We start from the raw sequence: 18,962 nt of genomic DNA, 5'->3' as shown, positions 1-18,962 counted from the left end.
CCTTTGCAACAATCCTCAATCTCTACACTTTTGCAAATTATAGTGAATTCATAACCGATTAAATTACTTTTGGACAACGATGAAAAAGCTTTTACAAGGTGCGGTTTTGCCTTTTGTTATTTTTATTTCTGGCATGTTACTGCTAGGCTGTAATCAAGCAGCTGAACAATCACGTCAACAAGATGACGCTCAAGCGATTGAAACTGCGCAAATGAGTGAGAATACATCCGACTCAAATAATAATAATCAATCAACAGCAAAAAGTACTGAAGATTTAAAACAAGGCAATATGTTTTATATCGCACGTGATGTTGCCAACGTACAGCTGAAAACTGGTGACTATGTTGAAAAATTACAGCAAAGCCAATCTAATTTACAACAAGCGATACAATCACAAAATCAAGCTGAGCTGCAACAATCTGTCAAAACATTGACTCGTGAACTACAAGGCTTTAACACAGCATTGATTTCATTAGATTTAAAAAGCCAAGAGATTGATGGTATCCGCCAACAAGTGCTACAAGCCAATAAGCAAGTGCTTAACTCAGCACTGTTAAACGGTGATTTAGACATTTCAAAAGTTGATTTTAAGAAAATCGAACAACAAATGAATACCATCCAACTAGATATGCTTAAACTGGCAGGCATGATGATTCCTGGATCAAATACAGAGCAAGCCACTGAACAGAGTTAATTAGATTTGAACAGATCAGCCTTAGCTTGGCTTTGCGACATTACATGATGGATCTTGTCCTAGCGCGCGTTTAGCATCTAACTTAAAACGAGCTTGAGCAGACTTATAACTTGCGGGTAAAAATAGCGTTAAACGGGTTTTATTCTTTCCAATGGATTCCACCAAGGTTTTTGATAAATACGCCCCACCCTCTGTACGGGTAAACAAGGTTCCCATTTCTAAATCTCGTTCTAGTCGATTGTCGGTAAAGACAAAATCTTTTTCGCCAGTAAAGGCAACACATTGCCCATAGGCCATTTTCAAATTTTTAAATGCGACAACATAATCGATATCTAATTCTGTTTCTAAACCATTTCCCACTGAATTTGCCACCAAACTTGCTTCAGTGGGTGCATTTGGTGTAGTGACAAATTGACTTTGACATGCTGAAACAGCACTCAGTAGAAGTATTGAAAATAAATACCGACATTGAACTAATTTTTTCATTTTAAGTTTATTGGTTTTCTACAACAATGAATAGATTGTAGCAAAGTTCATGAACATGATTTAATAGCAGATTAACCGTATTTTTGTAGTGTTTCATGCAACTGATTTTATTCACAGGCGTACAAGCTTCGGGTAAATCTACTTTTTATCAACAGTATTTTTACCATACACATCTACGTATCAATCTCGATATGCTAAAAACACGCCATCGTGAAAAGATACTGTTTGAAGCAGCTATAGCCTCTAAAACCAAAATCGTGATAGATAACACCAACATGAGCAAAGCCGATCGAGCCCGTTATATTCAACTTGCCAAAACTGCTGGCTTCGAGATCATTTCATATTATTTTGAAACGGATCTAGACAGCACTTTACAGCGTAATGCACAACGTGAGGGTAAAGCCAATATTGCTGAAAAAGGCGTTAAAGCCACCTTTTATAAATTAGAAGTCCCGAATCGTTCAGAAGGTTTTGATGCGCTGTTTAAAATAAATATGATAGAAAATAATGGCTTTTCAATTACTCATAACTGAATAAAAATTTAATGTTGGGCCAATCGCCATGTTTTAAATGCGATTTGCATCTGTTGTTGTATTTCTTTAGATACCTTACGAGCTGCTATATTGGAAAAATCTCCACGATAGGTTTCAGCCACAATTGAACTTGCCAAATCTTCGATCGCAATTCGACCTTTGTTGTGATACGCCTGAATTTCTACTCCGGTTAAATAAATATCCCAACATGAAACAACAGAACTCATATCTACGGCAATGCTAAGATAGTAGTCATCTTGCGTTTGATAAAGTTCCCAAAAGTGCGCTTGCTGTTCGATGAGGTGCATTGTCTTATATATCTCCTTTTTTATTGTTTAGATTATGCTAAAACTAGTCAGTGATGAAATATAACTTTAGCATGAGAATAACGAAGAAGTTTAACCATGAGATTTGATGATCTAGATACACGATTACGTGTTTATGAAACAGCTTATGATTTCTGTGTACCACCAGAACAATATATCGTTGTGCGTTTGGATGGACGTGGCTTTACCAAACTCACCAAAGATATTTGGAAATTTGAAGCGCCCTTTGATCTTCGTTTTAGGGACTTGATGGTCGAAACAACTGCTCACTTAATGCAATGTGGCTTTAATATTATTTATGGCTATACACAAAGCGATGAAATCTCCTTACTGTTTCATTTAAAAGATGACAGCTTTAATCGTAAAACACGAAAAATTATTTCTATTTTAGCCGCAGAAGCCAGTGCAAAATTCAGTGTCTTACATGGTGAGATGGCAACTTTTGATGCTCGAATTTGTATACTGCCCAATGCAAAAACTGTTGAAGATTATTTTCGTTGGCGTCATGAAGATGCTCATCGCAACGCACTCAATGCACATTGCTATTGGATGTTGCGCAAGGAAGGAGAAAATGTAAAAAATGCAACCGGCCAAGTAAAAGGATTATCTCGCCAAGAGAAGCATGATTTACTCTTTAGCCGTGACATTAACTTTAATGAATTACCTGCATGGCAGAAGCGTGGTACAGGTTTATATTGGAAAGATATTGAAAAAATTGGTTTTAATCCAAAAACTAAACAGTCGACAGTATCAACTCGTCGACACATTTTTAAAGACTATGAATTACCTTTGGGGGATGATTATAGTCAATTTATACAAACACAATTTTTATTGGACACCCCCCAAGAATAAGCTCCTACCATGTTGAACCGATATAAATTTGAACCCTCCATAAATTAATCGCATAAAAAAACCACCCTCGCGGGTGGTTTTTCAATCTCAAACTGCGTCTTATAGCGCGCGGTTTTTGATTTTGCGGATGGTTTCCAACTGAGCAGCAGTTTCTGCAAGAGCAGCCAAAGCAGCAGCAGAGTCCAAATCGCTTTTTTGATTTGCAAGCAATTGTTCAGCATTTTTACGTGCTTCAAGAATTGCAGCTTCATCTAAGTTGTCAGCACGAACTGCAGTATCTGCAAGCACAGTAACAACATGCGGTTGAACTTCTAGAACACCACCAGATACATAGATTAACTCTTCTGTACCGTTTTCAAGCAGAACGCGAATTGCGCCCGGCTTGAGCAAAGTGACTAACGGAGCGTGACCAGGCATGATACCCAATTCACCGCCAGCACCTTTTGCGATAAGCATTGTCACAGTGCCTGAGTACAAAGACTCTTTAACACTTACAACATCACATTGCATAGTCGACATGTGAATCTCCTAAATTAGAGTTGCTAATTAAAGCTTCTCGGCTTTAGCGATCACTTCGTCAATACCACCAACCATATAGAACGCTTGTTCTGGGATGTGATCGTATTCACCAGCTAGAAGACCTTTAAAGCCACGAATTGTTTCTTTAAGTGGTACAAGTTTACCAGGAGCACCAGTAAACACTTCAGCTACGTGGAACGGTTGAGAGAAGAAACGTTGGATTTTACGCGCACGGTAAACAATCAACTTATCTTCTTCTGCTAACTCGTCCATACCCAAGATTGCGATGATGTCTTTAAGCTCTTTATAACGTTGCAATACGTTCTGTACAGAACGTGCAATTTCATAATGCTCAGCACCAACAACAAGTGGATCTAACTGACGTGAAGTAGAGTCAAGTGGATCGATCGCTGGGTAAATACCAGAAGATGCGATGTCACGGCTCAATACTACAGTTGCATCTAAGTGAGCAAATGTAGTTGCAGGCGATGGATCTGTTAAGTCATCGGCAGGTACATATACCGCTTGGATAGATGTAATCGAACCAGACTTAGTCGATGTAATACGTTCTTGAAGAACACCCATCTCTTCTGCAAGCGTCGGTTGGTAACCTACTGCAGATGGCATACGACCTAAAAGAGCAGATACTTCAGTACCAGCCAATGTGTAACGGTAAATGTTGTCAACGAACAACAATACGTCACGGCCTTTACCGTTTTCATCTTTCTCATCACGGAAGTATTCAGCCATGGTCAAACCAGTTAACGCTACGCGTAAACGGTTACCCGGTGGCTCATTCATCTGACCGTAGACCATTGCTACTTTGTCAAGAACGTTAGAATCTTTCATCTCGTGGTAGAAGTCATTACCTTCACGAGTACGCTCACCAACACCAGCAAACACAGATAAACCTGAGTGAGCTTTCGCGATGTTGTTGATCAATTCCATCATGTTTACAGTTTTACCAACACCGGCACCACCGAATAAACCAACTTTACCACCTTTAGCAAACGGGCAAAGTAAGTCAATGACTTTAATACCAGTTTCTAAAAGGTCAGTAGAAGCAGCTTGTTCAGCATAAGAAGGTGCTTGACGGTGAATCGGCAAACGCGCTTCAGTCGCAACTGGACCAGCTTCGTCGATTGGGCGACCAAGAACGTCCATGATACGACCTAAACATGCAGTACCTACAGGCACAGAAATAGGTGCACCAGTATTAGATACGTTTAGACCACGTTTAAGACCTTCTGTAGATCCCATTGCGATGGTACGAACTACACCATCACCAAGTTGTTGCTGAACTTCTAAAGTAGTTTCAGTACCGTCAACTTGGAGAGCGTCATAGATCTTAGGAACGCTATTGCGTTCAAACTCGACGTCGATAACCGCGCCGATGATCTGAATGATACGACCGCTACTCATTGCTGTCTCCTCAATTCAAAATAATGTTAAACGGCAGCGGCACCACCAACGATCTCAGAAATTTCCTGAGTAATCGCGGCTTGACGCAGCTTGTTATAAATGAGTTGTAGGCTCTTGATAAGATCACCTGCGTTGTCAGTTGCAGCTTTCATTGCAACCATACGAGCAGACTGCTCACATGCGATGTTTTCAATCACACCTTGATAAACCATAGACTCAATGTAACGAACCAATAAACCATTTAAAAGCTCTTCAGCTTCTGGTTCATATAGATAATCCCAACCATATTGACGGTTAAGATCCTCGTCCGTATCAGCCGCAGCCAATGGAACAAGTTGTTCGATTTTTTGGTTTTGAGTCATGGCATTGACAAAGCCGTTTGACACAAGATAAATACGATCTAACTCGCCTTTATCAAATGCATCTAACATCACCTGTACAGAACCAGTTAACTGTTCAAGACTTGGAGCATCACCTACTTGCGTAGTTGCGCCAAGTACTTTACCGCCGTAGTTTTTAAAAAACGAAACCGCTTTTTGACCAATCAAAGCAAATTGAACTTCAATTGACTGCTCTTGTTGCTGTTGTACGTGTTTTACCACTTTTTTGAACAAGTTAATGTTCAAACCACCAGCAAGACCACGATCTGAAGAAACAATGATATAGCCAACGCGTTTTACAGGGCGTTCAACCATATAGCGATGTTTGTATTCAGGATTCGCTTGGACCAAATGAGCAATTACACGGTGCATATTTTCGGCATACGGACGGCCCTGAGCCATGCGCTCTTGCGCACGACGCATCTTAGAAGCTGCTACCATTTGCATCGCGCGAGTAATCTTTTGCGTGCTCTTGATACTAGCTACTTTGGCGCGAATTTCTTTTAAATTTGCCATACGCTTAACCTAGTATTCGAAAGCCCTTTCGAGCTTCCGAAGGTTGATCCGTGAACCAAACCATAACTAACAACAACATACATTGAAATTAGTAAGTTTGAGTCGCTTTAAAGCTTTCAATACCTGCTTTGATTGCAGCTTCGATGTCTTTGTCGTAGTTACCAGTTTCATCGATGTTTTGCATTAACGCAGCATGTTCTGAACGGAAGTAAGAGATTAACGCAGTATCAAAGTCTACGATTTTCTTCACTTCAACGTCAGCCATATAGCCTTCGTTAGATGCATAAATTGAAACAGCTTGGTCAGCAATTGAATATGGAGCATATTGTTTTTGCTTCATTAATTCAGTTACACGTTGACCATGTTCAAGTTGCTTTCGAGTTGCTTCATCAAGGTCAGAAGCGAACTGAGCAAATGCTGCCAATTCACGGTATTGCGCCAAAGCAGTACGGATACCACCAGACAATTTTTTGATGATCTTCGTTTGAGCAGAACCACCAACACGCGATACAGAGATACCCGCGTTCACAGCAGGACGAATACCTGCGTTGAATAATGATGTTTCTAAGAAGATCTGACCATCAGTAATCGAAATTACGTTTGTCGGTACGAATGCAGATACGTCACCCGCTTGAGTTTCAATAATTGGCAATGCAGTTAATGAACCAGTTTGGCCTTTAACTTCACCATTAGTGAATTTCTCAACATAGTCAGCAGATACACGAGAAGCACGTTCAAGTAGACGTGAATGAAGATAGAACACGTCACCTGGGTAAGCTTCACGACCTGGTGGACGACGAAGAAGCAATGAAATTTGACGGTAAGCAACAGCTTGTTTAGACAAGTCATCATAAATGATAAGTGCGTCTTCACCGCGGTCACGGAAGTACTCGCCCATTGTACAACCAGCATATGGAGCAAGATACTGCATTGCTGCAGGATCAGCTGCAGCAGCTGCTACAACAGTTGTGTACGCCATAGCGCCAGTTTCTTCAAGCTTACGTACTACGTTTGCAATTGTTGATTGTTTTTGACCAATCGCAACGTATACACACTTAATGCCTGATTGTTTTTGAGCAATGATCGCATCGATCGCCATTGCTGTTTTACCAGTTTGACGGTCACCGATGATCAACTCACGCTGACCACGACCAACAGGGATCATTGTATCTACTGATTTATAACCAGTTTGTACAGGTTGATCCACTGATTGACGCCAAATTACACCTGGTGCTACTTTTTCAACAGCATCAGTAAGTTTTGCATCAATAGGGCCTTTACCATCAATCGGGTTACCCAAAGCATCTACTACACGGCCTAAAAGTTCTGGACCAACCGGAACTTCTAATACACGACCTGTGCAACGAGCTTTTTGACCTTCTTGAAGGCTTAAGTAGTTACCTAAGACAACGGCACCCACTGAATCCTGTTCTAGGTTCAGTGCCATACCAAATAAGCCGCCGTCGAATTCGATCATTTCACCGTACATTGCATCAGCAAGGCCGTGAATACGCACAATACCGTCGGAAACCATAACAATGGTCCCTTCGTTCTTAGCGGTCGCGCTGGTGTCCAGATCGCCGATACGCTGTTTAATGAGCGCACTGATCTCGGATGGATTCAGTTGTTGCATTGCGCTATACCTCAATCTTTTTAAAGTTCAGTCTTCTTTAGACGTAGTTATTTTTAACAATTACGCTAGAAGACGAGTCCGCATTTTTTCAAGCTTGCTAAGCGCAGAATCATCTATCACTTGGTCGCCTGCACGAATAACAACACCAGCAATCAATGCTGGATTTACTTCAACTGTAACTTTCACAGCGCTGTTCAAGCGTTTTTCTAACGCATGAGCCAACTTCTGTTCTTGTACTGAATCCAATGGAAAAGCGGATTCAATCACAACGTCTACAGTGTTGTTATTTTGCGATTTGAGTTGCTCAAATTCTGTGTCAATTTCAGGTAACAATGCTAAACGGCCATTGTCTGCAAGAAGTGTCAAAAAGTTTGACACAGCCGCAGTTTGTTCATTACCTAAAACTTTCGCAAAAAGATCAACCTGCTCTGCAGGTGTCAACTCAGGGCGATTTAAATAAGCGGAGAATGCTTCATCTTGCACCGCAGCACTGAGCAGTTGTAATGCATTTGACCAAGCGTCAGTTGCATTTTGCTCAGATGCATAAGCAAATGCTGCTTTAGCGTATGGGCGTGCCAACGTCAAGAATTCAGCCATATTCGCCTCTCTTAAAGTTTAGCAGCCAGCTGATTCAGCATGGCATTATGAGCTTCTGCGTCAACTTGTTGGTTCAGAATTTTCTCTGCACCAGCAACTGCAAGAGCAGCAACTTGTTGACGTAATTCTTCACGAGCAGAATTGATGTCTTGGTCAACAGCATCTTTCGCTTGTTGACGAATACGCTCACCTTCAGCAGATGCTTGAGTACGCGCTTCTTCGACCAATTGTGCCGCACGACGGTTCGCTTGTTCGATCAATTGAGCCGCTTGTGCTTTCGCCGCATCAATTTCTTGCTTAACTTGTGCTTGTGCATCAGCAAGATCAGCTTTCGCTTTCTCTGCAGCATTTAAGCCATCAGCGATTTTACGCTGACGCTCACTAATCGCATTGATTAGTGGTGGCCATACAAACTTCATGCAGAATGCGACAAATATCGCAAATGCAATCGCTTGGCCAAACAATGTGAGGTTGATATTCATTGCAAATTCCTCAAATAGTGAATTTCGGAATTAAGCTGATTAACCTACAAATGGATTAGCGAAGATGAAGAACAAGCCAATACCAACACCGATCATAGGCACAGCATCAAGAAGACCTGCGATTAAGAACATACGAGTTTGAAGTTGTGGAGCCAATTCTGGTTGACGAGCAACAGCTTCAAGGAAACGGCCGCCTAAAAGACCAAAACCAATCGCAGTACCTAAAGCACCAAAAGCGATCAAGATAGCAGATGCAATTGCAACTAGACCTAAAGTGAGTTCCATAATAATTCCTCAGAGGTTAGGTTTATACCAAATTAAAGTAAAAAAATTATACCTAACCACCGGATGACAGTTAGGCAATACCATTAATGTTTTTCGCTTGCCATGCTCAAGTATACGATTGTTAGCATCATGAAAATGAAGGCTTGCAATGTAATAACAAGAATGTGGAAGATAGCCCAAGGCACAGACAACGCCCACTGGATCCAGAAAGGTAACAACGCGATAAGAATGAAGATTAACTCACCCGCATACATGTTACCGAATAATCGGAGTGCCAATGAAATTGGACGTGCAAGGAATGTTACTAATTCTAGAATTAAGTTCACTGGAATCAATAACGCTTTTGCAACTGGGTTACTTGGATTAAATGGGTTAAGTGCCAATTCACCAACGAAACCGCCGATGCCTTTTTCACGAATACTATAGAACAAGATCAACGCAAATACAGACAAAGACATACCAAGGGTAATGTTAGGGTCTGTAGATGGAACAACCTTGAAGTAAACGTGGTGAGGGTCCATACCAAATACGTTTGCACCAATCAATTGAGCTGTATACGGAATCCAGTCAACAGGAATTAAGTCCATCGCATTCATGAGGAAAATCCACACGAAAATGGTCAAGGCTAAAGGCGCAATTAAACGTGATTTACCATGAAACGTATCACGAACACTTGAGTCAACAAACTCGATAATCATTTCGATTGCAGACTGGAACTTGGTAGGAACACCAGAGTTTGCAGCTTTCGCTACGCACCAGAATATCAAACAGAAAATCACACCAAGGCCAATTGACCAACCCATTGAATCCAAGTGGATAGCAGTGAACCCCATCTGTTGAGCTTCTGCACCACTTTCAGCCAATTTCCAAGTACCATCTGGCATTTTGCCATAGGTCATATTGGTCAAGTGATGCTTGATATACTCGGTCGAAGTCAGGGCATGTTCTTCAGCAGCCATAAATCACACCTGGTCAATGTCAAATAATAAATAGAGTTAACGAATATCGCGTGCTGCATGATATCTCGTTAATCCCCAAAAAAATTTTCAATTTCTGCTGCGCTTATACTCGTTTTTGTTGCCGTGCTACCCAAAAAGGTGCAATCCACGACATCGCTTGAACGAGAATAAAACCACAAAACAATGCCACCGGAGATAACGGTTTGACATTGCATAAAATTAAAATGAAACCAACGATCACAATTGCAAATTTGCCCATTAAGCCTCTATACATGTTCGAAAGAACCTGTTTTGAAGCACGCGCCCCTGCTGCTCGAAACGACTGCCAAGAAAAATAACAACTGGCAAGCCAACATATCAGTGCACCTAACGCTGCACTCAGAGCCGCAGTCGAGTCTTTCAAGACCCACGCTACCAAGGCTGAAACAGGAATCATAAACGCTTGCAAATAGACCAAAGCTTTTGCTAATCGTCGGTCAATCAAGCGACTAGTTTGGCTCATTTTTTATCCACTCACAGCATAAATGCTTGACAAGTTTAGCTGATGATCGTTTTTAATCGCAGGCATTATAGAGTTACACCCCTGAACATGCAATCTTTTCCCGACCTTAGTCGTGTTTTTTTCGATATACAGGTTGCTTTGCATATGAACAATTGTTGATTAATTTTTGCATCATTTCCGTGCATTAAGTACGCAAGCTTGTGTTTGTTGAGCCAAAGTCTGCCATGCAACCACAAAATCTTGTTGTTTAGCCAAAGTTTCGTCTACCGCTTGAAATGAAATTTCACCCAATTTTCGGTACTGACTTGGGCTTGCGCTGCCTTCTGCCAGCAAGCACATTTTTTTGTAAGGTCGCGTGTCATTTAAAAACTTGATTTGAGTCACGGTCGGCGCAACATGCGGATCATCTGTCATCGCACCTGCAAATTTTAAGTTTAATGAGCGCTCTAAGTATTGGTAAGCATCATGATAAGCCCAGTATGGACGTGCGCTACCAGCGCTGATACTTTTCTGTGAAACGCGCAGCATTTCACTGGCAAACTTCTTCGCATTATTCCAATAGGCTGCTTTATTTTCTGGATGCTGTTGTGAACGTAAGGCGGCAATAAAGAAACCAATACGCACAGCATTGTTTGGATCTAACCAAACATGTGTATCAATCGTATCTTTCAGTGCAACACCTTTTGGACTTCTTAAAGGAAGTGCTTGAATAATACCTGAATTGAGTATTGAAATCGCCTTTGTATTCTCACCTAGAACCTTTTCCAAAGGTGCTTCATGTTCTTTTCCCAGCCAAATCACCAATGAAGCGTCTATAATCGTTTTGCGATTATCTGGTGTAAGTTGCACATCATGCCCCGTTTGATTTCCCAAAAGCAAAACAGGCTCTTCTATGCCTTCAGTTATTTCTTTTGCAATCAAATAAATAGGATGAGTTGATACCACTAAAGGCGCTTGAGCCCAAGTGACACTAATAAATAATGCACATAAGCAAAAGGCGATAATGCGATTCATGGGAGTGTATTACCAAAAAAAATTTATGTTATAGTATAACAGAAGTTAAAAAATACCTACGCCATTCGTAAGTTGATAGAGCTTCATGTTAATATTTGCGATTCTCTTCCATTCAAATAACAAGTTTTGAGGTCTGATATGAGCTTATGTTCACACGAGCAGCATGATACTTTGCATGGTGTACACGATCATCTCAATGTAGAAGCTCGTTTATCAGAAGCAGAAAGCCTTTGTGCAACCTCAGGTGCCCGCCTTACCCCTTTGCGTAAAGAAGTACTTGAATTAATTTTGAATGCCTCAGGTCCTGTAGGTGCTTATGATCTTTTAGCCAAGATGAAAGGTGCTGCAGAACGTCCAGCTGCACCACCTACTGTGTATAGAACCTTAGATTTTCTCTTAGAAAAAGGTTTTATTCATCGTTTAACCTCTATTAATGCTTATATCCCTTGTTGTCACCCACGTGAAGGACATCAAGCCGCATTTTTAATTTGCACTGAATGTCATACAGTGAAAGAAGCTTCAGCAAAAGGTTTAATTCAAGAATTAAACCACTTAGCAGCGTCAGATCACTTCAATGCACATCACAGTATTATTGAGATTTCAGGAATATGTCAGCAGTGCTCGAACAAAGCGTAAACTCCCCTCTCGTTCAACTGCAACAAATTAATGTCCGAATTGATGATCGTGACATTCTAAAAAATATAGATTTTTCATTACAAGAAAAAGAAATTGTCACGCTTATTGGTCCCAATGGCGCAGGCAAATCAACCCTGATCAAAGTATTATTGGGTATTTTAAAACCCAATGCGGGCAAAATTATCAGCTCAAAAAAAATTAAACTGGCATATGTACCACAAAAATTTAATCCCTCTCATAGTCTGCCTTTAAGAGTTAAAGATCTACTGAATCTTGAGAAATGTGATAAGGCCATTAAAGCTGAAATCATTCGAGATACAGGTATTGCCAAATTAGAGTACGCCAAAGTACAACAACTTTCAGGTGGTGAACGTCAGCGGGTTTTATTGGCGCGTGCTTTATTACGCCAACCCGATATTTTGGTTTTAGATGAACCTATGCAAGGTTTAGATATCCAATCTGAAGCTGAACTGTATGAATATGTGCGTAGCCTGCCACAACGTTATGGTTGCGCCATTTTAATTGTGTCTCATGATTTACAATGGGTAATGCAAGGCACTCAGCGAGTTGTCTGTTTAAATAAGCACATTTGCTGTAGTGGTTTACCTGACAGTATTCAGCAGCATCCAGAGTATCAGGCTTTGTTTGGCGACACATTTGGAAAATACCACGCTTTTTATCAACACCATCATGACCATTGTGCACATGGTGACTCCGCCAAAACTTGTGAACATGGCCCACATCCACACATTCACCCAGAACCGGAAGCTTAAACCATGATGGAATGGTTAGAATTACTGTTACCTGCATGGATTATGGGAACACTTTTAGTGTTTCTAACAGCGCCACTAGGTTGTTTGATGCTATGGCGCAGAATGTCTTTTTTTGCTGACACGATGGCGCATGGTACCTTGCTGGGTGTTGCGTTAGCTGCTGTTTTAACTTTACCGCTTTGGGTCGGTGTTACCTTTACTGCGATACTCTTGGTGGCTGTACTTTGGGTTTTACATGACCCTCGTTTACCCAATGACGCCTTACTTGCATTATGTGCTGCGACCTTACTCTGTTCAGGTCTATTGTTAATTCAACATTTACCCGCATTACGTCCTGAGTTATTAAGTTATTTATTTGGCGATTTATTAACAATTGAGTGGTCAGACCTACCGATTTTTGCAACTGTGATTATTGTTGCTTTAGCTGTCCTCTACCGTTACTGGCAAGCACAAATTCAAATTGCGATTGATCCAGATATTGCGGTAAGTGAAGGCGTAAACGCCAAATGGCAGCGCTTAATTTTTATGTTGTTATTGGCTTTATTCACCGTACTCGCTTTACGTGCCGTTGGTTCGTTATTGATGGGTGCGTTATTGGTTATTCCAGCACTGGCTTCACGTCTTATTTCGCACTCACCGAAACAAATGGTGATTGGGGCATTTGTGATTGCTCAAATTGGTGTGACTGTGGGGTTATGGTCAAGTGCAGCTCTGAACATCTCTACAGGTCTGAGCATCGTATTAACCATGTCTTTGCTGTTTGCTGTGATTTTCTGTGTAATGAAAGTAAGAAAGATGGCTTGATGAATCAATCATTTCCATCTTTAGCCGCACTCAATATTTAAACTATGCTTTTTAACGAAACATATAAACCATATACAGCAATGACAATCAGAATTAATCCGCAAAGCCCTAATATTTTTGGATAAATTTGACTTTTAGAAAGCTTATTAAACGACAGATAGACCAAAGATAACGTGAGAAAATCTAAAATAATCCATGTCACGACTAAGATGACTAGACTGGTATTTATATCAGCATGAATATGAATAAACTGCGGAAAAAATGATGAAAAGAAAATGATATCTTTAGGATTTGAGATACCCACTAAAAAGCCTTTGCTGAGACCACCATCCACAGGCGACAACATCGTATTGAGTTGATGCTCCTGCTGGGATAATACTTCTTTTAGAATTCCATAACCTAGATAGGCAATATAAAGACATCCTAAAACTTTAATGATCAAGAAAAGGGTTTCATTGACACTAAACATGCCTTTTAAAATTAAAATAGAGGCTGTGATAAGTACCAAAGAAGCCAAATTTGTCCCAATAATGGTCAGTAAAGACTGTCGGTAGCCACCTTTTAAACCTGCACTTGCAACCAAGATCATGACTGGACCAGGCGTTGCAATCATGATAATCACACTAATGGCATACAGATAAAATTCTAAATAATTCAAAGTAACCTCGAAACAATGGCTTATTTATAGGGTCAAATCTCTAATATATGACTCAGTTAATCGCCTATGTTGTTATTGGTGAACCAGGCTTAATAAGCCAGCAGCACAACTAAACAAGACAGCAAAGGTACGGTTCATATATTTTTGTTGTTTTGGTGATTTTAATAGTCTTAACACTTTGGCTGCCAATCCCGTATAACCAGCCATGACTATCAAATCAATCGTGATCATGGTCGCTGCCATAATCACATACTGAATCCATTGTGGTTTAGACAAGTCTAGAAACTGTGGCAAAACAGCAAGTAAAAAGACGATGGCTTTTGGATTACTGATATTGACAATAAAGCCATATAAGATCAGCTTGGGAATAGATTTTGTCGGTTGCTCAGTTGGGATATCTATCGACTGTGTTTTCGTTGTCCATTGTATGTAGGCTAAATATAATAAATATAAAACCCCAAACCATTTCACTACGAAAAACGCCAGTGGTGTGGTTGCAAACAATACCCCAACCCCTGCTGCGACAATCGCAATTTGAACCAACAACGCCAGTTGTAAACCGATTGCATTCCAATAACCACGGCGAAAACCATAATTTAGACCGCTCGACATAGATGCGATCGCACCCGCACCAGGTGAAATACTGATCACCCAGCACGCCAACATATAAGCAAACCAGACTTGATACGACATAACAAAAGGATAGAAAACTTTTAACACGCTATTATAGCGGTTTTAAAACGATACATTTCGATTAATTTAATTGGTAAAAAGTATAAGACTTTACTATTCAGCTGTTGCTTGATCATGCACAATAAGGGGATTGATAAATAAAAATTGAGGAGCCATCACCATATGACAGCCCAATCTGTAATTCTACCTTTACCTTCTAATCATGCTCGTTTCATTGTTTTAAATTTAAAAAATCTGTCTATTGATGGCTTAAAAAAGCAACTCAATGCGTTGTTAAGTACACGTGATCGTTTAATTACCCAACACCCTGATGCTGAAATTAAAACATCTATTGCTTTTGGTCCTGAACTTTGGGCAAAACTTTATCACACAACTCCTGAAGGGTTTAAGCAGTTAGAACCGATTCAAGGCGCATTTGAGATGCCAGTGGTTCCTGCTGATGTTCTGATTCATATTGCGTCTGCACGTACAGATATTTGCTTTGCGCTTAGCCAATCCTTTTTTGATGGCATCCAAAATCAAGTTGAGGTTCTGGATGAACGGGTATGCTTCCGTTATCTTGATGGTCGTGACCTGACTGGTTTTATTGATGGTACTGAAAATCCTCAATTCCCTGATGATCGTGCGGAGACTGCGTTATTAGGTGAAGATTCAGGTATTTTTGAAGATGGTTCTTTTATTTTTGCACAACGTTATGTACATGAACTTGAAAAGTGGAAACGTTTAAAAGTTGATGCACAGGAAAATGTGATTGGTCGTTCTAAATTAGAAAGTATTGAGATGGACGATGAACACAAACCTGAAAATGCCCATATTGCTCGTGTTGTCATTGAAGATAATGAAGGTGAAGAATTAGAAATCCTACGCCATTCCCTTCCTTATGGTGATGGTCAAGGTGAGCAAGGTCTATTTTTTATTGCCTATACCAAAGACTTAACCCGTATTGATCGTATGCTAGTCAATATGTTTGGTACTCAAGGCGATGGGATTCATGACCGTTTGCTGCACTTTGTAACACCTATCGATGGTGCTTATTTCTTTGCGCCGAATGAAGAAGTGTTGGAAGAGATTTTGGAAGATTGATAAATACTCATGAACAAGCAGCTTTATGAAGCTACTTGTTCATGAAAATAAAATTTTTTACGTTTATCGTATTTTTAATTAGATAGAAAGTACTTTAAAGATTCTCGCTTTTAAATGAGCTTTAATAAAAAATTAAAAGTAATTAACTTATCTTCTTAAAATATACCTTTTTACCTTCAGAACATACTCCATAGAAAATCCCATAGAAACCTTCTTTTACTGAAGGGTTAGCCATATAGCTGTCACATTCCAAAAATAAATTCCCTGCTGTCTTCTTAAAAACTATTTTTTGCTTCTGATAATATGGAGCACCTTCATAATTATCATTTAAATAATACAATCCTAGTTTAGAATTTCTGGATTCAGCTTGCTTGCTCGCATAGCCATTCTTTATAAAATCAATCCCACCCAGAGTCAGGTTAATTTTATCAAAATTTAAACTTAGCTCACTGTTATCATTTCTATCGACTTTAGCTTTAGCCCATCCAACTTGAACATCTTCACTATAAATATTTTTATAGTATAAATAAAAGTCTCCATTACTCTCTTTTATATAAAACTCATCATGAGCTGGTTCAAGTTTTTTAAATAGATAATTATTTATCTTTTTTGTCGGTGTTAAATTCTGACATTTTCCAGATTTTTCACAGATTCGATATGAATAGTATAGTTCAGTATTACTTGGCTTAGGCGGATTAGCTTCAGTTGTACATGCAAACATCAAAATTATTACAAATAAAAAAAACAATCTATTCATCATTGAGTAATCTCTATATGCATAGCACCTTCTCCTGGCACATCTGCTGAAATAAAACCGGAAATAATTCCATCACTTAAAGCTTTCTCACAAGCAGCTTTAAACCTTTTCCCTACACTATTCAAAGTATTTCCTGTTCCAAAACCATTACTGTTCATGCCTAAATCAATAATATTATTTTTTCTATATTGCTCTTCCGAAACACAATGTTTCGAAACTCTCTGCCCTTTATTTTGGAACTCAACAATTTTTTCAACCATTTTTTGGATAGTCGCCTCTTTTCCAAGCCCCTTAGCAATACAGTCTGCTTTAACTTGTTTTACAGCCTCTCCAGGTCCAGCATATCTCGTTGCTTTAATATACATTGCTTCTGCTTGAGCTCTTGGGCTCCTTATTGTACTTGTAATAAAAAGTCTATTCATATTTGCTTCTTTAGCTAGATAAGCTAACACATTTTTCGTTTTCTGGCTTACGATAACTTGTCTTGCTTGCTCCTTAACACCGTTAAAACTAATTGTTACATCGGATACACTCGGGATAGCAGGTCTATCTAATTTCAGCTCAAAAGCTTTCATTCCTCTGCTAATTTCCCCATCAAAAACAACAAACTCCTTTCCAGCACTAGTAGCTGTAATTTTTATCTTTTGACCAATTTCCCCTTTATGTATTTTTTTCCCTAGACCATTCATGCCACTTGAATGCCCCTTTTTCTTACCTTTATATTCAATCGAATAATTACCACCACTAAATAATTGATTAGTTTTTTGATCATATGTATACACTGTAAATTCAGCTTCACCATTATCATTAACTAAAGTTTTTGGATGACCATCACCACTCGTTGATTGTTTTTGATCTCTTTTAGGTGTTTGATCTATACCTGACTGTTGTTTAGGGACTGGTATAGATTGAGTTGTATTACTTTTTTGTGGAGTATTTTCACTCACATCTGTTTTTAACTTTTTAGATGCTGATTCAATAACACCTTGTTCAATATAAATTTCCCTTTGTGTTTTATTCTTATCTACTTTTACAGCACCAATATTAGTACCATCTCTTAATTTATAATTTAATTCAAACCCAGGCATCGCCTTAACTGTAATTTTACCATTACTATTGGTAACTTTAGTTTTAGTTTGCCCTCTATAAGTCTGTACCAAATTTAAACTACTTATAGGCTTCTTTGAACTATTATTATGATAAAAAATAATATCAAACGAATGTAAATCTATTTTTACTACTTGCTCTTTCACTCCTTGTGAAACAGTAAAAGATTTAAGAACTTGACGAGTGTCCTTCCCACTTATTTCAACAGAAATTTTTTCCCCTGAAGTAGCAATTATATTTTTTTCAATGCCATCTGTTCCAACTGAATGCTTTTTATCACTTCCTTTATATTTTAAAAAATATGAAAAATTGGGTAGTACTTTATTTTCACTATCTACTATTTTAATATCAAACTTAACATCTGATGTATTACCATTCATTTGCTCTTGATCTACTTTTTTTTCATTATTTTGAGTATTTGTCGTACTTGATGGTTGTTGAACTATTGGAGATGGTGTTTGATTATGTATATCTGTTTTTGATTTAACTCCCCCTTTTCCGTTATTTACCACAATAACTGAAGCATAATTTCTACCATCTCCCAACAAAGATATTTCTTTATTATTCTTATCTTTTACCAAAACACCATTAACCTTAAATCTAGCACCCATATAGTTACAAACCTTAAGCTTTTTTATCCTGCCCTTTTGGTCTGTAATCAAATCCTTGAATAATGGCACTGGTTTTTTATCATTATATACTACATCAACTGTTGCGCCAGCTAGTGGATTTCCAGCATTATCAACAAATGAAACATCAAATATTGAGGTTATTACCTTATACCAACGCATATCATCTTTTTCGGTCCCTGGTATTTGAACTTGTTGAGTAGGATTAGATTTACTCACCACAAAAGGAGGGACTAAAGAAGGATAATTAGATGGATCAGATTTATGCAATTCTGCTTGAGCCTTAGGGCTATAATAATATACAACTCCACCTGTAAAATCAGGCTCTGTTCCATTAAATATTGGTTCTACTGCTCTAATCAAACTCATTAATTTAGGTGAAATATCACCAGAATCCAAAGCTTTTTTTGCTCTTTTATAGGGTGGATTTTTTTGAGTGTACGCATCGTATCCTGTTTTCGTAACGATTTGTATGATATTACTCCATGATTTCCAGTTTGCAAAACCAATTCTATTTCTGATTGTATGTGCAATAACTTTCCATGAAGTTTCACCGCAATTTTCAGCTTCACCATTAATAGTTGCAACAAATATTTTAAAGTCTTCGCTATAATTCATTTTA

The 18,962-nt window shown here is 39.0% G+C and carries 23 protein-coding genes; 7 read left to right on the top strand and 16 right to left on the bottom strand.

Annotated elements, in window-relative coordinates:
• Nucleotides 1-79: 79 nt before the first annotated feature.
• Entirely contained in the window at nucleotides 80-694 is a 615-nt protein-coding gene (locus GJV03_RS07660; RefSeq protein ID WP_151956318.1) for a hypothetical protein, read from the top strand.
• A gap of 21 nt (nucleotides 695-715) precedes the next feature.
• On the opposite strand, the gene GJV03_RS07655 is transcribed toward GJV03_RS07660, so the two are convergent.
• Nucleotides 716-1,180 carry a hypothetical protein gene (locus GJV03_RS07655; RefSeq protein ID WP_154129794.1) on the bottom strand — a complete coding sequence of 155 codons (465 nt, stop codon included), beginning with the start codon at nucleotides 1,178-1,180 and terminating at the stop codon, nucleotides 716-718.
• Between the two features lie 95 nt (nucleotides 1,181-1,275).
• Here GJV03_RS07655 and GJV03_RS07650 point away from each other — a divergent pair, with 95 nt between their 5' ends.
• Nucleotides 1,276-1,713: an ATP-binding protein gene (locus tag GJV03_RS07650; RefSeq protein ID WP_154129793.1), complete on the top strand. Its 438-nt coding sequence runs from the start codon at nucleotides 1,276-1,278 to the stop codon at nucleotides 1,711-1,713.
• Between the two features lie 8 nt (nucleotides 1,714-1,721).
• Here GJV03_RS07650 and GJV03_RS07645 read toward each other — a convergent pair whose 3' ends face one another.
• Nucleotides 1,722-2,021 (bottom strand): hypothetical protein, encoded by a 300-nt coding sequence (locus GJV03_RS07645; protein ID WP_154129792.1) that lies wholly within the window; start codon nucleotides 2,019-2,021, stop codon nucleotides 1,722-1,724.
• 96 nt (nucleotides 2,022-2,117) lie between these two features.
• On the opposite strand from GJV03_RS07645, the gene GJV03_RS07640 reads away from it, so the two are divergent.
• On the top strand, nucleotides 2,118-2,891 hold the full coding sequence (locus GJV03_RS07640) for a tRNA(His) guanylyltransferase Thg1 family protein (RefSeq protein WP_154129791.1): 774 nt from the start codon (nucleotides 2,118-2,120) through the stop codon (nucleotides 2,889-2,891).
• A 99-nt stretch (nucleotides 2,892-2,990) separates the two neighbouring features.
• Here GJV03_RS07640 and GJV03_RS07635 read toward each other — a convergent pair whose 3' ends face one another.
• The 10 genes from GJV03_RS07635 to GJV03_RS07590 form a co-directional block, all read right to left on the bottom strand.
• Nucleotides 2,991-3,410, bottom strand: coding sequence for a F0F1 ATP synthase subunit epsilon (locus GJV03_RS07635; RefSeq protein ID WP_004823705.1), 420 nt, complete (start codon nucleotides 3,408-3,410; stop codon nucleotides 2,991-2,993).
• A gap of 27 nt (nucleotides 3,411-3,437) precedes the next feature.
• Complete coding sequence (gene atpD / locus GJV03_RS07630; RefSeq protein WP_004723420.1) at nucleotides 3,438-4,832, bottom strand: F0F1 ATP synthase subunit beta; 1,395 nt, start codon at nucleotides 4,830-4,832, stop codon at nucleotides 3,438-3,440.
• Between the two features lie 26 nt (nucleotides 4,833-4,858).
• Nucleotides 4,859-5,728, bottom strand: coding sequence for a F0F1 ATP synthase subunit gamma (atpG, locus tag GJV03_RS07625; RefSeq protein ID WP_004723421.1), 870 nt, complete (start codon nucleotides 5,726-5,728; stop codon nucleotides 4,859-4,861).
• An 88-nt stretch (nucleotides 5,729-5,816) separates the two neighbouring features.
• Nucleotides 5,817-7,361 carry a F0F1 ATP synthase subunit alpha gene (gene atpA / locus GJV03_RS07620; RefSeq protein ID WP_004723422.1) on the bottom strand — a complete coding sequence of 515 codons (1,545 nt, stop codon included), beginning with the start codon at nucleotides 7,359-7,361 and terminating at the stop codon, nucleotides 5,817-5,819.
• A gap of 60 nt (nucleotides 7,362-7,421) precedes the next feature.
• Nucleotides 7,422-7,958: a F0F1 ATP synthase subunit delta gene (locus GJV03_RS07615; protein ID WP_004823704.1), complete on the bottom strand. Its 537-nt coding sequence runs from the start codon at nucleotides 7,956-7,958 to the stop codon at nucleotides 7,422-7,424.
• A gap of 11 nt (nucleotides 7,959-7,969) precedes the next feature.
• The gene (locus GJV03_RS07610; protein WP_004723424.1) at nucleotides 7,970-8,440 is read right to left on the bottom strand and encodes a F0F1 ATP synthase subunit B; all 471 of its coding nucleotides are present in this window, start codon (nucleotides 8,438-8,440) and stop codon (nucleotides 7,970-7,972) included.
• Nucleotides 8,441-8,479: 39 nt separating this feature from the next.
• Complete coding sequence (gene atpE / locus GJV03_RS07605) at nucleotides 8,480-8,725, bottom strand: F0F1 ATP synthase subunit C (RefSeq protein WP_000424060.1); 246 nt, start codon at nucleotides 8,723-8,725, stop codon at nucleotides 8,480-8,482.
• Between the two features lie 83 nt (nucleotides 8,726-8,808).
• Entirely contained in the window at nucleotides 8,809-9,684 is an 876-nt protein-coding gene (gene atpB, locus GJV03_RS07600) for a F0F1 ATP synthase subunit A (protein WP_004723427.1), read from the bottom strand.
• A 103-nt stretch (nucleotides 9,685-9,787) separates the two neighbouring features.
• Nucleotides 9,788-10,186 carry an ATP synthase subunit I gene (locus GJV03_RS07595; RefSeq protein ID WP_004723429.1) on the bottom strand — a complete coding sequence of 133 codons (399 nt, stop codon included), beginning with the start codon at nucleotides 10,184-10,186 and terminating at the stop codon, nucleotides 9,788-9,790.
• A 171-nt stretch (nucleotides 10,187-10,357) separates the two neighbouring features.
• Entirely contained in the window at nucleotides 10,358-11,200 is an 843-nt protein-coding gene (locus GJV03_RS07590; RefSeq protein WP_154129790.1) for a zinc ABC transporter substrate-binding protein, read from the bottom strand.
• 138 nt (nucleotides 11,201-11,338) lie between these two features.
• On the opposite strand from GJV03_RS07590, the gene GJV03_RS07585 reads away from it, so the two are divergent.
• From GJV03_RS07585 to znuB, 3 genes are read left to right on the top strand one after another with little or no spacing between them, the layout of a single operon-like run.
• Entirely contained in the window at nucleotides 11,339-11,836 is a 498-nt protein-coding gene (locus GJV03_RS07585) for a transcriptional repressor (protein ID WP_004723431.1), read from the top strand.
• Entirely contained in the window at nucleotides 11,809-12,609 is an 801-nt protein-coding gene (znuC, locus tag GJV03_RS07580) for a zinc ABC transporter ATP-binding protein ZnuC (protein WP_096735359.1), read from the top strand. The genes GJV03_RS07585 and znuC overlap by 28 nt, the downstream gene beginning before the upstream one ends.
• Before the next feature lie 3 nt (nucleotides 12,610-12,612).
• Nucleotides 12,613-13,413: a zinc ABC transporter permease subunit ZnuB gene (gene znuB / locus GJV03_RS07575; RefSeq protein ID WP_056518353.1), complete on the top strand. Its 801-nt coding sequence runs from the start codon at nucleotides 12,613-12,615 to the stop codon at nucleotides 13,411-13,413.
• A gap of 37 nt (nucleotides 13,414-13,450) precedes the next feature.
• Here the strand turns inward: znuB and GJV03_RS07570 are convergent, their stop codons facing one another.
• Together GJV03_RS07570 and GJV03_RS07565 are read right to left on the bottom strand one after the other, a co-directional pair.
• Entirely contained in the window at nucleotides 13,451-14,071 is a 621-nt protein-coding gene (locus GJV03_RS07570) for a LysE family translocator (protein WP_105714225.1), read from the bottom strand.
• Nucleotides 14,072-14,143: 72 nt separating this feature from the next.
• Nucleotides 14,144-14,764, bottom strand: a complete 621-nt coding sequence (locus GJV03_RS07565) for a LysE family transporter (RefSeq protein ID WP_056518349.1) — start codon at nucleotides 14,762-14,764, stop codon at nucleotides 14,144-14,146.
• Between the two features lie 162 nt (nucleotides 14,765-14,926).
• On the opposite strand from GJV03_RS07565, the gene GJV03_RS07560 reads away from it, so the two are divergent.
• Nucleotides 14,927-15,847: a Dyp-type peroxidase gene (locus GJV03_RS07560; protein WP_154129789.1), complete on the top strand. Its 921-nt coding sequence runs from the start codon at nucleotides 14,927-14,929 to the stop codon at nucleotides 15,845-15,847.
• A 142-nt stretch (nucleotides 15,848-15,989) separates the two neighbouring features.
• Here GJV03_RS07560 and GJV03_RS07555 read toward each other — a convergent pair whose 3' ends face one another.
• Together GJV03_RS07555 and GJV03_RS07550 are read right to left on the bottom strand one after the other, a co-directional pair.
• Nucleotides 15,990-16,607, bottom strand: a complete 618-nt coding sequence (locus tag GJV03_RS07555; protein ID WP_171501842.1) for a hypothetical protein — start codon at nucleotides 16,605-16,607, stop codon at nucleotides 15,990-15,992.
• Nucleotides 16,604-18,958, bottom strand: coding sequence for a hypothetical protein (locus tag GJV03_RS07550; protein WP_154129788.1), 2,355 nt, complete (start codon nucleotides 18,956-18,958; stop codon nucleotides 16,604-16,606). Before GJV03_RS07550 ends, GJV03_RS07555 begins: the two co-directional genes overlap by 4 nt.
• Nucleotides 18,959-18,962 lie beyond the last annotated feature (4 nt).

The sequence above is a fragment of the Acinetobacter sp. RIT698 genome (assembly GCF_009668065.1).
Taxonomy (GTDB): Bacteria; Pseudomonadota; Gammaproteobacteria; order Pseudomonadales; family Moraxellaceae; genus Acinetobacter; species Acinetobacter guillouiae.
This window is presented reverse-complemented; position numbering and strand designations above follow the sequence as displayed.

Excerpts from the sequence above, each read along its gene's own strand:
- GJV03_RS07615 (WP_004823704.1), bottom strand. The coding sequence starts at position 7,958 with ATGGCTGAATTCTTGACGTTGGCACGCCCATACGCTAAAGCAGCATTT.
- atpD (WP_004723420.1), bottom strand. The coding sequence starts at position 4,832 with ATGAGTAGCGGTCGTATCATTCAGATCATCGGCGCGGTTATCGACGTC.
- znuB (WP_056518353.1), top strand. The coding sequence starts at position 12,613 with ATGATGGAATGGTTAGAATTACTGTTACCTGCATGGATTATGGGAACA.
- atpE (WP_000424060.1), bottom strand. The coding sequence starts at position 8,725 with ATGGAACTCACTTTAGGTCTAGTTGCAATTGCATCTGCTATCTTGATC.
- GJV03_RS07595 (WP_004723429.1), bottom strand. The coding sequence starts at position 10,186 with ATGAGCCAAACTAGTCGCTTGATTGACCGACGATTAGCAAAAGCTTTG.
- GJV03_RS07650 (WP_154129793.1), top strand. The coding sequence starts at position 1,276 with ATGCAACTGATTTTATTCACAGGCGTACAAGCTTCGGGTAAATCTACT.
- GJV03_RS07565 (WP_056518349.1), bottom strand. The coding sequence starts at position 14,764 with ATGTCGTATCAAGTCTGGTTTGCTTATATGTTGGCGTGCTGGGTGATC.
- GJV03_RS07635 (WP_004823705.1), bottom strand. The coding sequence starts at position 3,410 with ATGTCGACTATGCAATGTGATGTTGTAAGTGTTAAAGAGTCTTTGTAC.
- GJV03_RS07555 (WP_171501842.1), bottom strand. The coding sequence starts at position 16,607 with ATGATGAATAGATTGTTTTTTTTATTTGTAATAATTTTGATGTTTGCA.
- znuC (WP_096735359.1), top strand. The coding sequence starts at position 11,809 with ATGTCAGCAGTGCTCGAACAAAGCGTAAACTCCCCTCTCGTTCAACTG.
- GJV03_RS07560 (WP_154129789.1), top strand. The coding sequence starts at position 14,927 with ATGACAGCCCAATCTGTAATTCTACCTTTACCTTCTAATCATGCTCGT.
- GJV03_RS07550 (WP_154129788.1), bottom strand. The coding sequence starts at position 18,958 with ATGAATTATAGCGAAGACTTTAAAATATTTGTTGCAACTATTAATGGT.
- GJV03_RS07585 (WP_004723431.1), top strand. The coding sequence starts at position 11,339 with ATGAGCTTATGTTCACACGAGCAGCATGATACTTTGCATGGTGTACAC.
- GJV03_RS07610 (WP_004723424.1), bottom strand. The coding sequence starts at position 8,440 with ATGAATATCAACCTCACATTGTTTGGCCAAGCGATTGCATTTGCGATA.
- atpA (WP_004723422.1), bottom strand. The coding sequence starts at position 7,361 with ATGCAACAACTGAATCCATCCGAGATCAGTGCGCTCATTAAACAGCGT.
- atpG (WP_004723421.1), bottom strand. The coding sequence starts at position 5,728 with ATGGCAAATTTAAAAGAAATTCGCGCCAAAGTAGCTAGTATCAAGAGC.
- GJV03_RS07655 (WP_154129794.1), bottom strand. The coding sequence starts at position 1,180 with ATGAAAAAATTAGTTCAATGTCGGTATTTATTTTCAATACTTCTACTG.
- GJV03_RS07645 (WP_154129792.1), bottom strand. The coding sequence starts at position 2,021 with ATGCACCTCATCGAACAGCAAGCGCACTTTTGGGAACTTTATCAAACG.
- GJV03_RS07660 (WP_151956318.1), top strand. The coding sequence starts at position 80 with ATGAAAAAGCTTTTACAAGGTGCGGTTTTGCCTTTTGTTATTTTTATT.
- GJV03_RS07640 (WP_154129791.1), top strand. The coding sequence starts at position 2,118 with ATGAGATTTGATGATCTAGATACACGATTACGTGTTTATGAAACAGCT.
- GJV03_RS07590 (WP_154129790.1), bottom strand. The coding sequence starts at position 11,200 with ATGAATCGCATTATCGCCTTTTGCTTATGTGCATTATTTATTAGTGTC.
- atpB (WP_004723427.1), bottom strand. The coding sequence starts at position 9,684 with ATGGCTGCTGAAGAACATGCCCTGACTTCGACCGAGTATATCAAGCAT.